The sequence below is a fragment of the Chitinophaga sp. GbtcB8 genome (assembly GCF_019091455.1).
Classification (GTDB): Bacteria; Bacteroidota; Bacteroidia; order Chitinophagales; family Chitinophagaceae; genus Chitinophaga.
On sequence record NZ_JAGXJN010000031.1, the window covers coordinates 1 to 13,839 of the forward strand.

A 13,839-nucleotide genomic window follows, 5' to 3' on the forward strand; every position below is an offset into this window, starting at 1 on the left:
TGACAACGCTACTTAAAGCGCCTTATAGGTGGTTCACTTTGCGCCGGAATGGTGGTTCACTTTGTCCGGAATTTACAAATGGAAAAGAAATCGGTGAAGTTGCAGAATATCCTACATTGGATACACATCAAAATGAGGCTGTCGATTACATAAAAGAACGCTCGACTAAAAATACCGATTCAACTGGAGAGCTAGTTGATGCCTAAATACTCACTGCTTTCCCTAATCGCCGGACAAACTGAAGAGGTGATTTTCATAACTGCTCGTTCCACTAATAATAGTTGTAAAAAAAACGAATGTATCTCATTTCAGTTGGTTCAATCTGGATTTATTTGATATTATTTGGGAAATAACCTAATATTACTACCGAAACCATTAGTGACCGCGAGGAAACAATTGAGTAGCTAAAAAGTTCTTAAGTATAAATAACTGAAATTTGAATAATTAGAGTCTATGGGCGTCGTATAGTCGTCCCGACAGAAGAGAAAAAGCCTTAGAATTCTTTAACAGAAAGGATTTAGGGCTTTTTTCTTTTTAGAACTTTTCTGAATGTATTGTATTTCTGAAGCCTGAATTAGCCCTTTAAATACCCTGTTTGGGCTACAAAATGGGCTACACAAAAAAGGGAAAGAAGGGATAGATCAGCATATCTAACCATAGGGGAAGAATTATATTAAGATGGAGATATAATGGAATAAGATACCCTTTAAGCCTACCTTATGACTATAGCCCTGAAATTCAACCATTGGGGTAATAATATCAGAAATGTTGATGTAGAAAACTCCATTGATTACTTATATACCAGAAAGCTACTGGAAAAATGGGCAAATGTTCCTATTGACCAGATTGCAGAAAAGTTGAATAGTACAGATTGGGCTTTTACCACATATAACAGAAGGCTGAACTATCTAAAAACCCTTTTTTACCTGGTTGTTGGGATTAGGCGCTATACAGCAGAACTATTTAGCTGATGTTCGTAGGAAAATGGAAAAGAAGAATCCCAGAAGGATACCCATATCAGAAGAAGAAACAAGCATCTTTTTAGAGGCAATTAGGAATGATACCCACTGCCCTTCTAGTTCCAGATTTACGCACTCCTACTACTACCCTTTCCTTTTATTCATTTTCCATACTGGTGTATGAAATGCAGAGGCCATAGGGCTAAAAGTAAAGCATATTGATTTTGAGAGTGGGCTGATTGAAATTTCAGAAGCATTTGCTCGTACTATCAAAGGTACTAACCATGCAGCAAGGATTAGCAAGGGTACCAAAATGGAGAATGTTAGGTATTTACCTATGCCAGAGGAATTGAGAGAACTTTTAAGTGTTCAGACATAGGGTAAAAATCCTGATGACCAGGATTATTGCCAACAAAGATGTTTCCATTCCTTTTAAAAGTGACTCGGCTGGTTTTACTTTTTTAAAGCTGCTACCAGCGATAGTTTACCACAATGATCTGCTTCGGGATGAATGGACAAAATTTTTGCCCCCCGTGCAAGTGACAAACAAATTTAACTCAGTTCATGGCATGGCAATTAAGGATGATCACAGCGGACAAGGTCATTAAACTTTGCCTCTGCTCAAGCACCTGATTTCATAACTGAAGACATTATGAATGTTTATTTCTTTTGCTTCAATAATTGCAACAGGATATAAACCGCAATTCATGTACATAGTTTGACAGCAGTGGGATGATAAATCTTTCGAATTTTAGTCTTACTTTTAAGCAGATACCTGGTGCTTACACTGAATACGCTTTTTTGAAAACACCATATTTATGAGTATTGCAAATGATGGCGCGGTAAGGGGCGTTATTATCGATAAAGAGACGAACAAGCCGATACCTTTCGCAGAGGCAATTTTATTACAGGATAATGTCAAGGTTGGAGCAGCGGTGGCCGATCACAGAGGGATATTCATTATAAAGCCGGCAGCTCCGGGGCATTGTGAGCTGGAAACCATATCCCTGGGATATGAAACGGTGCAGACAAAAGTCCTTGTGGAGTCTTATATCACCACATCTGTCGGAACTGTAAAAATGTCACCGAAAAATTAAGAACGTTCCGCCTCCTACCCGGAAATATCCTACCCGGATTTAGACATATGTTATCTTTATCTGCCATTTACGCCCCAACTATAATCATATGAAAAGAGTAACCTTATTGTTGTGTATGCTTTGGCTGGCATTATCTGTTGCAGCACAGATACCACCACCTCCACCACCGCCTCCAACTCCACCATCCTTGCCACCTAATCCCCCACCTCCAGCACACGAAGGCAGGTCAACTATCCATTTTGCTTCCGGCAGTTGGAGCTGCGACGATGATGCAAAGGTCATCTTGGATAGTGCAGCATTGAAGATCAAGCAGGATCCGGACGCAAAAGCCGTGATTATAGGATATACGGATTGCCTGGGTACAGACAAATATAATTTAGATCTATCCCAAAAAAGGGCCAAGGCAGTAAAAGATTACCTGGTAGGCCGGCACGGCATTGATCCCTCCCGCATGGTGACCGAAGGACGTGGCAATGCTGATGCAATGAATGACTGTTGTAATAATAAAGCAGTGTGCTGGACAGACAGGAGAGCAGTGATCATTGTTGAATTTGAATAAAATTTCCCTCCAACTCCAATATATAACCCGTGGGAATGTAAGAAGGTTAAAACATGCTCCCACAAGCATGCCGTTCTTGCCGCACAAACGGCACTTGGGATGGCGGTGTAAGCTTCCCTTATATTAGGCCCATTTTGGATTAGAATTTTCAAATTTTATACGTGTTCCGAAGAGAAATAAATCAGACGTACTCCAGAGGTGGAACAAAGCCGAGTGCCTGGTGGGGTCTCGAACAGTTGTAATCCTGCTGCCATTCTTCTGCCATCAGCCTGACCTCCTGTAAGGTGAAGAAATGGTAAGCATCTAAAAGTTCTCTTCTTAAAGAGCCATTATTTCGTTCAATAAAAGCGTTTTGTACCGGCTTGCCCGGTTGGATGTATAATAATTGAATGTGCCTGTCCTCGCACCATAGCTGCAGCTTGTCGCTTATAAACTCTGGTCCATTGTCAACTCTGATCCGCTGGGGCTTACCACGCATTTCCAGGAGCCGGTCCAGCACCCTGATAACCCGCAAACTGGGTAGGGATGTATCTACTTCGATCCATAGCGATTCCCTGTTATAGTCATCAATAATATTCAACAGCCGGAACCGTCTACCATCTACCAGGCTGTCCGACATAAAATCCATGCTCCAGGATTGATTAAGCGCGTCAGGAACAATCAGCGGCTGTTTAACCCGTTCGGGCAGCCGGCGCTTGATCTTACGCCGGATATTCAATTTTAAAAGCTTATACACCCGGTAAAGACGTTTATGATTCCAGATATGACCCTTTCTTCGGAGTCGATGATAGCATTTCCAGAAACCAATGGTAGGATGCTTTTTGACCAGGTCTTCCAAGGCATTCATCAGAGCATGATCGTCTTTGAGCACCTTCTTATACCGAAAGGCGGAACGTGGCATACCAACCAGCTTACAGGCCTGACGTTCACTCAGCTTTTCCTTCACCAACAACTCTACTTGTTCCCGTTTGTCGTCAGGCCGCCGTACTTTTTTTCCAGGACATTCTTCATAGCGTCATTCTCCAGAGTGAGATTGGCCACAATTCGTTTGAGCCGGTTGTTTTCCTCCTCCAGCTCTTTCATCCGTTTAACCTCATTGGCATCCATACCGCCATACTTCGCCTTCCAGTTGTAAATACTGGCTTCGCTGACTCCATGCTCCCGAGCCAGATCCTTGATGGACATACCCGCTTCCTGCTGCTTAAGAATGGAGATAATCTGAGTTTCTGTAAATCGTACTTTCTTCATAATTGTGACATTTAAGTTAGAGATTTTTCTCTAACCCCAATGGACCAATTTTCGGAGAAGCTTACAGCGGGTTTCGGAAACGGCCTTTACCTGCGGTGGCGGATATCAATCTTGAACAATCCTATATCATTTGGTACACATTTAGGACCGCCTTATATTTGCGCTAGGCACGAAGACCAGTGTAGAACAACCAGTGAGTAGCTGAAAAGTTCTTACATAACAATTTTATTTTAAATTAGTAGTAATATTTGGCGTTGTATAGTCGTCCCGACAAATGAGCAAAAGAGAATAAAACCGATCAATTCTGATCATTTACTCTCTTTTTTTGTTTAAGCAAGTCAAATGGGGTTCTGTTCTGCGTTCTTCATATTTAATTATTTTCTGGATTGTATCTACAAATTGTCGCATTTGTACCCTTTTAATGTCACGTTTTACACCTGCATTTTTCAAGCCGCAAGTATATTTTTGCAATATAACAAGGCCATGGTAAAAGATTATCCTGTTACATCTTATAATAACCGAAATGCCTTGAAATTTAAGCATCTTCAAATTAACACATGGAAAAGATAACCTCTGACGACATTCGTTTTACTGATCTTGCCGAAAAGCGCTTCAACAAACGCTTTACCGGAAAACCTGAATATTTCTACCTTCCAGAATCGACGCAAGATGTCGTAGCAGCCGTACAGGAAGCTGTCAATGCTCAAAAGAGAATAGTTGTTCGGAGCGGCGGCCACTGCCTGGAAGGATTTGTATCTGACCCTTCCGTACAAATACTTATTGATATGTCCCTGATGAAGAGTATTTCCTACGATGCTGAAAAGTCAGCTTTTGAAGTGCAGGCTGGTGCAACTGTCGGTGAGACGTACCGCAGGCTCTTCTTAGGCTGGGGAGTAGTGCTACCCGCCGGTGAACATCCCAACATAGGAATCGGTGGCCACGTACTTGGCGGGGCTTTTGGTTTTCTTTGCAGAGAGTATGGATTAGCTGCAGATCATCTCTATGCTATAGAATTGGTTGCAGTAAATGCATCCGGGAAAGCACACAGCGTTATTGCTACACGGGAAGAAAATGATCCCAACCGGGATCTCTGGTGGGCGCATACCGGCGGCGGTGGCGGGAATTTCGGCATCGTTACCCGGTACTGGCTTCGATCTTTAAGAAGCAATGGTTCTGATCCTACTACTGCTCTTCCTCAAGCACCCAGATCTATTACGACGTTTAGGGTGTCATGGGACTGGAATAACTTTAACGAAATACTGTTTTCACAGTTAGTTCAAAATTTCGGAACATGGGCGCATAAGAATAGCGACCCGGAATCTCCCTATAAGCAGCTATTCAGTTTACTTTTTTTGAATCATCGCAACATGGGTAAACTAGAAATGAAAGGTATTTGCACAGCAGGGGCAAAAGCACTACAGCTTATAGATGAACATCTGGCCTCGATTGCCGATCCTTTAGGCTTATCTTATACGCGGCAAGTGGAAGAAACTGCATGGCTACAATTTGCACTCAATCCTTTTCCCGAACTTTTCCAGCCAGGGTTCGACAAATGGAGAGCTAAGATTAAAGACGCTTTTCTGCGCCGTCCTTTTACAGATGATCAAATTGCGACGATATACAAATATTTGTCGAATAATGAGCCGGTAGGCGGGGGATTAGGTATGGCAACTTATGGCGGCCAGGTTAATGCCGTAATGCCGGGGGCAACAGCTTCCGCTCAACGGGATTGCATTCTTGATGTTGCTTGCAACACTGGATGGGGTGACCCTGAAGGTGAAACTGTCAGTCTTAACTGGGTTCGCAATTTTTATAAGGATTTGTTTGCCACTTCCGGCGGTGTCCCTGTACCCAATGAGCAGACCGGTGGATGCGTGATTAATCATCCCGATACTGACCTGACCGATCCGCAATGGAACACATCTGGTATCCCATGGCAAACCTTGTATTACCGGGATAATTACCCACGATTGCAGCAGGTGAAACAAAAATGGGATCCTAAGAACGTGTTTCATCACGCCTTGTCAATTGGTTTATAGTATTATCCAATTGGAAATTAGTTGTATTTGCAATCCTGTGGGCACAATTGCTCATACCCTCCATGCTGGTGTATAAACATCAACATTATTTAACGCTATTTATTGCTTTTCTGTCTTCCGCATAGAAAACATTTTCGGCCCATAAGTTTATTTCGATCCCTACAGGAAGTATTCCACGTCTTTTTGTGTTAGACATTCCTCCTTTTGGGTTATGACCCGGGGATAAGGTCAACCTACCTTTGTGTTATCAAAAAACGCAAAAAAAAAGCAAAATGGAACTTAAAGGAAAAACAATACTGATTACAGGCGGTACAGCAGGTATCGGCCTGGAAGCAGCAAAGCAATTTTTATCAAATGGTGCAAAAGTGATCATCACCGGCAGAAACCAGGGAAAATTGGACGAAGCCAAAAAATTATATCCGGCATTAACTGCTATAAAAAATGATGTTGCCAATGCAGATGATGCTCAGTTACTATTTAATAAGATTAAGGAGCTTGGAGGAATTGATGTCCTTTACAATAATGCCGGCGTTATGAGCTATCCACCGAATATGGGAATAGCGAATGACAAGCATTTTGAATTGGCAAAGTATGAAATAGACATTAATTACCTGGGGGTGATCCGCTTGAACAACCTGTTCATCGAAATGCTGAAGTCAAAGAAAGAAGCGGCCATTATCAACACTTCTTCCATTTTAAGCTATGTGCCATTGAATCTTGGTGCAACCTACTCTGCCAGCAAAGCGGCCATGCACTCTTACACAGTGTCGCTTAGAGATCATTTAAAAATACTGCACAGCAAAGTGAAAGTGTTTGAGCTATTACCACCTGTGGTGGCAACAAGCATGACTGAAAACCTTGAGTCAAAAGGAATCTCCCCGGAAAAATTGGTGAACGCATTGATTGCCGGCATCAAAAAGGATCGGTTCACTATACGTGTTGGTGACACGAGATTGATATATATGCTCAATCGTTTATTTCCTAAAATAGCATACGGAATAGTTAATCCTGCAAAAAATGCCAGTCTGCTGCTACTTCCGGTAATGTAACTATTAATGGAACATTTTCACATATCGCACAGGATGATCTTTCTTTTGGTGGTGATCTTTTGCATGCTCCCTTCACTAAAAATACGGATAGGCTAATTAACCGTTTCTTCGTTAATTTGTAACTTAAGACCAATTTGATGAAACACTTTAAATCAATCAGTGAAATGGCAGTTGCCAACAATTTGCCATTGCCAGAACATCCTATGCTGGGTCTGTTGCGAATCAATCGTGAAATCAAAATAAATAATGCAGAATACACCAGCGATTTCTATATGATTGGATTAAAAAAAGTAAAAACTGGCTATGTGTTATACGGGCGAACCAAATTTGATCATGAGACGGGCTCTATGATATTCACGAAACCCCGGCAGGTGATTGAAATGCGGAATTTGGAATTTGAAGAGGATGGATATATTTTAGTACTTCATGAAGATTTCCTGATCGGACATTCATTGCATGAAGACATTCAACGTTATTCTTTTTTTGATTACGAAACAAATGAAGCCCTTCACCTGGCACCAAAAGAAGAAAAAATTATTTGGAATATTTTCCATACGATAGAACAGGAATATAAAAATACTGAAGATGAATTTAGCAAAGAGATTATTCTCGCAGGCATCAATTCCATACTCAAATATGCGGAACGGTTTTATAAAAGACAATTCATTAACAGAAAGCAACTTTCCGGAAAAACGGTAACAGAGTTCAATAAAATCTTACAGCAGTATATTAAGGATGGTTCACTTGATGACAAGGGACTGCCTTCGGTCGGAGATTTGGCAAACAGGTTGAATATTTCTTCACGATACCTTACTGATTTATTGAAAGTAGAAACTGGCAAAACTGCTATTGAGCTTATTCACATCGCTCTTATCAATGAAGCTAAAAACCGGCTGAGAAAAAAAGATAAAACGGTTTCTGAAATAGCGTTCGATTTAGGATTTGAAAATATGTCTTACTTCTCCCGGCTCTTTAAAAAAGAAACAGGAATGCTACCGACATCTTATAAGAAACAATTTTTTGAATAAATAGAGGCCGGCTTTTTAGCCGGCCCCCGCTTAAATCAATTTAACACCTTTCTATCGTTTCATAAGTTTGTATTTTTCCACGATTACCTGGCCATCTCTGACCTCGATCATGTAAACCCCAGATGGCAAGGAAGTAATATTCAATGATATTCTGTTAAAACCTTTCACAACAAATGTTTTATTACTGTGTAAATTTCTTCCGAACATATCAAGAACATTGACTGTTACCGATTTCGAAATGGAAGCATTTAATTCAATCTGTATAAGCCCCTCCGTGGGATTCGGGTATATTTTTCCGGTAAGGGGTTTATTTTCTTTTATTACTTCTAAAGGAGGTGCAAATATTACCCTTGCTCCGCTGCAACCACTGGAAGTTGTGGCCTGGGCACTGGTAACATAAGTACCGTTGGTGATAGTACCGCCATAAGCGGTTCCCAGTTCCGCAGTGGCAGTTGCCGGATTCGTGTTGTCATCCAGTGGCCAGTATACAACCAGGTGGGCGATATTGGGATGGCAGCTGCCGAGCAGTTTGTCTTTCCAGGCCCCGATGGTTGCTGCAGAAAGTACGGTATCCCATACACGTACCTCATCGATCGTACCATTAAGATAACAGCAGCCCGGCTCCCCGCCTGCCATGAAAGGTGCGGTATTAGTTGTACTGGTATTAGCCGGTAAGTCGATGGCCGAGAAACTGAGTGATTGCTGAACGCCATCGATATACACTTTCAGACGGTTGGCATTGCCGCTTTGTGTGCCATCAAATACAGCAGCAACGTGGTACCAGGTGCCTGGGCTTACGGCATTGGCCCCGGTGTAGCCGTATGTATTATTGCCATTACCCACCATCACATATATAGAATTATTGTTAGGACCTATATGGATCATAATCCTATCTGTAAGGGAGGTGGATTTGCGCATGATCGTGGTCCAGCCGCTGACGGTTGCATCATATTTAAACTGCGCTTCCAGGGTAAACTTAGACGCATTGTTGAGCTGTGTTACATTTCCAGCCGTTATCCTCCCTAGGGAGGACATGGTCAATGCCTTGCCGGAATCAGAACAGCTGCTTGTAACCGTAACCGTCAGCGTGTCCCTGGCAATGGCCGCCCTGTTGTCCACAACATTCAATTGATATTTATATACACCTGCCGTTGTAAGCCCCGACACAGTTGTAGAGGAGCTGGAACCCAATGGGGTAGCAATGGTACCGGCAGCCGGGCCGGAAATTTTTTTCCATACATACCTTACAATACTCCCATCCGCATCTGTAGAAAGGCCGCCACTCAACGTGGCTACCCCGGAGCTGGTGCAAATTGTTGTATCGTTGCCCACGCTAGCTATGGGAAGGACATTAACCGGAAGGCTTTTATTCTGCCCAAGGAACCATTCGTAGATATTTACTATGCCGTCGTAACCGTATGTATAGGCCGCGTTGTCGATGTTATACACCCTGGGCCATATCCCGTGCCCTCCGTCTGGCCAAATGGTCTTCAATGCTTTTACATCCGGTGGAGGAATATGGTTGTTGATTGAATCAATTGGAACCGTAGTGCCGGTAACGTCGCATGTCACATCATTTTCGGCATGAAACCCCCACACCGGCAATTTGGCTTCCCCCACATACTGGGGACCATTGGGCGTACTACCCCAGCCATCAAAATGGTGTGGAGGTGCGCAAAGTGGTGCTGCTGCTGCCAGCCGTTTGGCGTTTGCTGCATTGGATGCGAGAAAGCCAAAAGTGCCCCCTCCGCCAAAACTCATGCCGGTCAGGTAAACTCTGTTGGTGTCTATTTTGAGATTGTTCTTAGCATAATTTAATATGGAAGTTATATAAGCAACCTGCCACTGCCCTATTGGGTTTCCGGTGCTTCGGAAAGTGCTTCGGCACATAGGGGATAAAACGATAAAAGTATCTACCTGTCCGTTCCAGGTAAATGCCATTTTATACCCAAGACTTACGAGGCGGGAAGGCCCGAAACCTTCTATATCCCACACGGGAGCACCAGCAGCAATGGATGTATTATTACTTTGCTCGCCACCACCATGCAGAAAAACAATCAATGGGTATTTCCTGGTATTGCCCGGCGCGTCGTGCCCTGCTGGTTTGTATTCAAGAAAAGGAATCGTATCGCCGTTGCTGGCTGTAATGCGTTTGGCAATATTTTGTGCATTTATATGAGCAGGTAAATTGGAAAGAAGCAGAAAAAAGACCAGGCATTGGCCGGTTAGTGGGGTAAATCTTTTCATGGAATAAGTGTTTTAGCATTAAGGTATTACTTGGGAAATCAATTTATTACAACGTTTCTGCGTTAAAAAAGGTGATACTGGAAAGAAAGATGGTTAAGTAAAGGGGTTCAAGGGTGTTAACCAGTGGATATAACTACAGTGCTTGCACCAGGCTTAGAGTTTTCGTATTTGCCAATCGTAGGTGATGTAAATAATCTAAGTAAAACAGGGATCCAATGAGTAAAATGAGAATCTTATCTTAAGTTAGTATTTCTTGTGCTAATTATCAAAAGTTGTGATGCATATCTTTTTTCAGCAACTATACGTTCGGCAGTTTTAAATATTTACCATTGATAAATTAATAGAATGCCGTACTTTTTGGATATCCTGCACGCTGAAATTGCGTATATTAGTTGCTAATGGTCATCCTGTAAATTAAAGTCAATTCAAATTAAAAATGAAAGTAAAATACGGACATACGAATATTATAACGAAAGATTGGAAACGGCTGGCGGACTTTTATGAATTGGTTTTTAACTGTACACCAGTTCCTCCGGAACGCAACCAAAAGGGAAGCTGGCTTGACAAAGGAACAGGTGTGCTGAACGCTCATTTAAAAGGAATGCATTTACGGCTTCCTGGTTATGGCGATAATGGGCCAACTTTAGAAATTTATCAATATTCAGAAATAATAAGTTCCGAAAAGCCTTTACCAAACAAACAAGGGTTTGGACATATCGCTTTTCAAGCAGACAATATAATTGAGCTGTTAGAATCAGCATTAAAAAACGGGGCAGCAAAAGTTGGGGAATTAAGCGAACATTATGTTGAAAATGTTGGGCTGCTAAAGTTTACATATATCTCAGACCCAGACGGCAACATTATTGAACTTCAAAACTGGAGTTAGGCCGGCTTCGTACTTCGCAATAACGGTCACCAACATGCCATCTTACAAAGATTCATCATTTATTTCTAAGATTGATATATCACATCAATTATAAAACTTGTATATTGAAATTTAAATGTGTTGATTAATATAATTTTACTATGGTAATTATTAACAGTTTTGAAGAATACAAATCTTTTGAAGGAGAAGTTTTAGGAGTTTCGAACTGGCACAGAATTAGCCAGGAGCAAATTAATAAATTTGCGGATGCGACATTGGACCATCAATGGATACATGTTGATAAACATCGGGCAGAAAACGAAGGACCCTTTAAGTCAACTATTGCACACGGTTACTTAACACTGGCTCTTATTCCTTACCTATGGAAACAGATTGCTGATGTAAGAAACGTAAAAATGGAGATCAATTATGGGATCGAAAATTTCAAGTTCGGTCAGCCCGTATTGGTTGACAGCGAGATCCAATTACAGGCTAAAGTAAAATCAATAACAAACCTCAGGGGAACCGTGAAGGCGGTTATCGAAGCAATTTTAATGCTCAGGGACAATCCGAAACCCGTGTATACAGGTGATGTGGTATTCCTGTATCATTTCAATTAATTGAAGCGGATTAACAGACCGGGGATATGGGACAATATCCAACCTGGCGCAACAGCGTTCCCCCTGCTACCACGAGACCCTAACTCTGGAAAAAGCTGTTTCGACAACAGCTTTTTCCAGTACCATTCTACCACGGATAAAAAATCTAAAGCTAATTACCAGGCGTACTGCTTATTGTGTACCACCACACGTAAGCAGCCCATCCGGCATTCATGCAATCATGGATCTCCTTTGCAGCATTCATTGCATTTGGTATAATGTTCGGTCATCCAAACCGATTTACCAATGGAATTATTATCCTGATGTATGTATGCTTAATAAGATCTTATCTGCTCAAATTTAGTTCCCGTACCATGGATTCTGCGGAAACGCAGGCCCTTCGGTCACCAGGTCTATCTGCTGCTGAGGGATAGGCCTTAACATATGTTCAGGCACTATATTGGCCGCTGCTTCATCATTATATTGTTTAACCCTGGCAACAAGCGTTTTTGTGCGGGAAAGATCGTACCACCGGTTACATTCACCATACAGCTCTCTTGTACGTTCCTCCAGGATAAAATCCAATGTTACCTGTGGCGCTGTAATAGTTTGCGCAGCTACTGCAGCGGCATACTGGTCAGGGGTTTGCCCGGGCTTTCTTGCCGCCCTTATCCTGATCACGTTCAGCATATCAGCGGCCTGCTGTAAGGTTGCACCGCCTTTCAGCGCCGCTTCCGCTGCAATCAGGTACACCTCTGAAAACCGGAACAGGATATAAGGCCTGTCCGAATAATCATTCATATCAGCCCTTGTGGAATCGTCCCATTTGCGCAAAGAAGGGTAAAGCAGGCTGGTATAAGGCACGGTTGCTCCCGGCAGATAATCCGGCTCAAAAATAACACCCCTGAAGGCAGATCTTTCGGCTGGCGTTACAACCTTGTCTGCCATCCAGATTGCCGTATCAACACCATTGACAAGTTTTCCACGCGGTGTAGTTGCGCCGGCAGTCCCTTTTACAGAACCCGGTACACTGTTGGAGAGCCAAATGGTTTGAAAGGTACCGTCATACCGGGAATCAGTGGCCCTGTTGGCAAAAGCCACATTCAGTACATAACGCATATTAGGTCTTATCCTTTGCCATGGACGGCCATTCTGCACGTCTCTTACACATACATAAGCGCCGCCTGCCTCCGGGTAATTTGCATTCACCGTGGGATAATTGGGCCGGAAAAAGAAGTTGGATTTGTTTTCCTTCAGATTGCTGGCACCTGTACCGGTCTGCGAGTTTTCACCAAACTTCAGGTCTTTGGTGTGGTCAATGACCATAATGGTCTCCCGCCCGTATTCATTGCCTTCCAGGAAACCTTCCGCAAAAGAAGGCCAAAGGTCCAGGCCATAAACGCCTTTATTATCGATGATCTCTTTGGCGGTATTAAATGCAGCAGTGAAATCGCCCGGCTGCCCGGCAGCAGACCAGCCGCGCCACAAATAGGTTTTTGCCAGCAGGTAGAGCGCAGTAGCTTTATACGCCGGCTTACCCAATGCAGCAGCAGGTTGATCCGGGAGGATGCCGGCTGCTTCCTGCAGGTCTTTTATGATGGCAGCATATACTTCAGCAACCGGCGTTCTGGTGTCTGAAGACTCAATAGCCGTGTTAAAATCCAAATGTAAGGGCACATCGCCAAAAGTAGTTACCAGGTAAAAGTAACTGAATGCGCGAAGGAATTTGGCCTGCGCCAGCAACTGCGCTTTTTTACCCTCTTCCATTTGCGCTTCGGGGCCGAATTGCAAGACCCCATTGGCAGTATTGATATCAATATACAAGGAATTCCACAAGCCGCTGTAATCATTGGTATTGCTCTTCATTAACGGAGAATAGGTAAAATTATGCTGCACATCAGCGGCGCCGCCACGGATCATTTCGTCAGTACCGCCATTGAAAAGCTGGGTAAAGATCTGTGTGCCCCAATGACCGCGCAGGGAAGAGTAGATACCGGAAACGGCTCCGTCCAGCCCTTCCGGCGTTTTGAAATATCCGGGGTCGATGGTTGCCCGGGGCTGTTCGTTCAACACTTTCCTGCAGCCTGCTCCGGCAAACAGCCATACGGCTACCAGCAAGCAGGATAATTTTATATTCAGTTTCATAATG

Annotated in this window: 13 protein-coding genes; 10 read left to right on the forward strand and 3 right to left on the reverse strand. The window is 43.0% G+C overall.

Annotated features, from left to right (window positions below; genetic code table 11):
- The 5 genes from KVT36_RS23005 to KVT36_RS23025 all read left to right on the forward strand — a co-directional run.
- The coding region (locus tag KVT36_RS23005; protein WP_217605798.1) for a hypothetical protein at positions 1–206 on the forward strand (206 nt) is incomplete at its 5' end.
- 513 nt (positions 207–719) lie between these two features.
- Positions 720–971 (forward strand): hypothetical protein, encoded by a 252-nt coding sequence (locus tag KVT36_RS23010; protein ID WP_217605799.1) that lies wholly within the window; start codon positions 720–722, stop codon positions 969–971.
- Positions 972–1,351: 380 nt separating this feature from the next.
- Positions 1,352–1,567 carry a hypothetical protein gene (locus KVT36_RS23015; protein ID WP_217605800.1) on the forward strand — a complete coding sequence of 72 codons (216 nt, stop codon included), beginning with the start codon at positions 1,352–1,354 and terminating at the stop codon, positions 1,565–1,567.
- Between the two features lie 210 nt (positions 1,568–1,777).
- Entirely contained in the window at positions 1,778–2,056 is a 279-nt protein-coding gene (locus KVT36_RS23020) for a carboxypeptidase-like regulatory domain-containing protein (protein ID WP_217605801.1), read from the forward strand.
- 88 nt (positions 2,057–2,144) lie between these two features.
- Positions 2,145–2,615 carry an OmpA family protein gene (locus tag KVT36_RS23025; protein WP_217605802.1) on the forward strand — a complete coding sequence of 157 codons (471 nt, stop codon included), beginning with the start codon at positions 2,145–2,147 and terminating at the stop codon, positions 2,613–2,615.
- A 181-nt stretch (positions 2,616–2,796) separates the two neighbouring features.
- On the opposite strand, the gene KVT36_RS23030 is transcribed toward KVT36_RS23025, so the two are convergent.
- A protein-coding gene (locus KVT36_RS23030) for an IS3 family transposase (protein WP_254640159.1) occupies positions 2,797–3,863 on the reverse strand; the annotation gives its coding sequence in 2 pieces (ribosomal slippage) (positions 2,797–3,602 and positions 3,602–3,863; 1,068 coding nt in all).
- 557 nt (positions 3,864–4,420) lie between these two features.
- Between KVT36_RS23030 and KVT36_RS23035 the strand changes: the two genes are divergently transcribed.
- The 3 genes from KVT36_RS23035 (at position 4,421) to KVT36_RS23045 (ending at position 7,979) form a co-directional block, all read left to right on the forward strand.
- Complete coding sequence (locus KVT36_RS23035) at positions 4,421–5,902, forward strand: FAD-binding oxidoreductase (RefSeq protein WP_217605803.1); 1,482 nt, start codon at positions 4,421–4,423, stop codon at positions 5,900–5,902.
- A gap of 272 nt (positions 5,903–6,174) precedes the next feature.
- Entirely contained in the window at positions 6,175–6,951 is a 777-nt protein-coding gene (locus tag KVT36_RS23040; RefSeq protein WP_217605804.1) for an SDR family oxidoreductase, read from the forward strand.
- Positions 6,952–7,115: 164 nt separating this feature from the next.
- On the forward strand, positions 7,116–7,979 hold the full coding sequence (locus KVT36_RS23045) for an AraC family transcriptional regulator (RefSeq protein WP_254640160.1): 864 nt from the start codon (positions 7,116–7,118) through the stop codon (positions 7,977–7,979).
- Positions 7,980–8,030: 51 nt separating this feature from the next.
- Here KVT36_RS23045 and KVT36_RS23050 read toward each other — a convergent pair whose 3' ends face one another.
- A complete protein-coding gene (locus tag KVT36_RS23050) occupies positions 8,031–10,226 on the reverse strand; it encodes a LamG-like jellyroll fold domain-containing protein (RefSeq protein ID WP_217605806.1) in 2,196 nt (731 codons plus the stop codon).
- Positions 10,227–10,662: 436 nt separating this feature from the next.
- On the opposite strand from KVT36_RS23050, the gene KVT36_RS23055 reads away from it, so the two are divergent.
- Both KVT36_RS23055 and KVT36_RS23060 read left to right on the forward strand, forming a co-directional pair.
- Positions 10,663–11,112 (forward strand): VOC family protein, encoded by a 450-nt coding sequence (locus tag KVT36_RS23055; protein ID WP_217605807.1) that lies wholly within the window; start codon positions 10,663–10,665, stop codon positions 11,110–11,112.
- 140 nt (positions 11,113–11,252) lie between these two features.
- Positions 11,253–11,711 carry a MaoC family dehydratase gene (locus tag KVT36_RS23060; protein ID WP_217605808.1) on the forward strand — a complete coding sequence of 153 codons (459 nt, stop codon included), beginning with the start codon at positions 11,253–11,255 and terminating at the stop codon, positions 11,709–11,711.
- A gap of 339 nt (positions 11,712–12,050) precedes the next feature.
- Here KVT36_RS23060 and KVT36_RS23065 read toward each other — a convergent pair whose 3' ends face one another.
- Complete coding sequence (locus KVT36_RS23065; protein ID WP_217605809.1) at positions 12,051–13,835, reverse strand: RagB/SusD family nutrient uptake outer membrane protein; 1,785 nt, start codon at positions 13,833–13,835, stop codon at positions 12,051–12,053.
- Positions 13,836–13,839 lie beyond the last annotated feature (4 nt).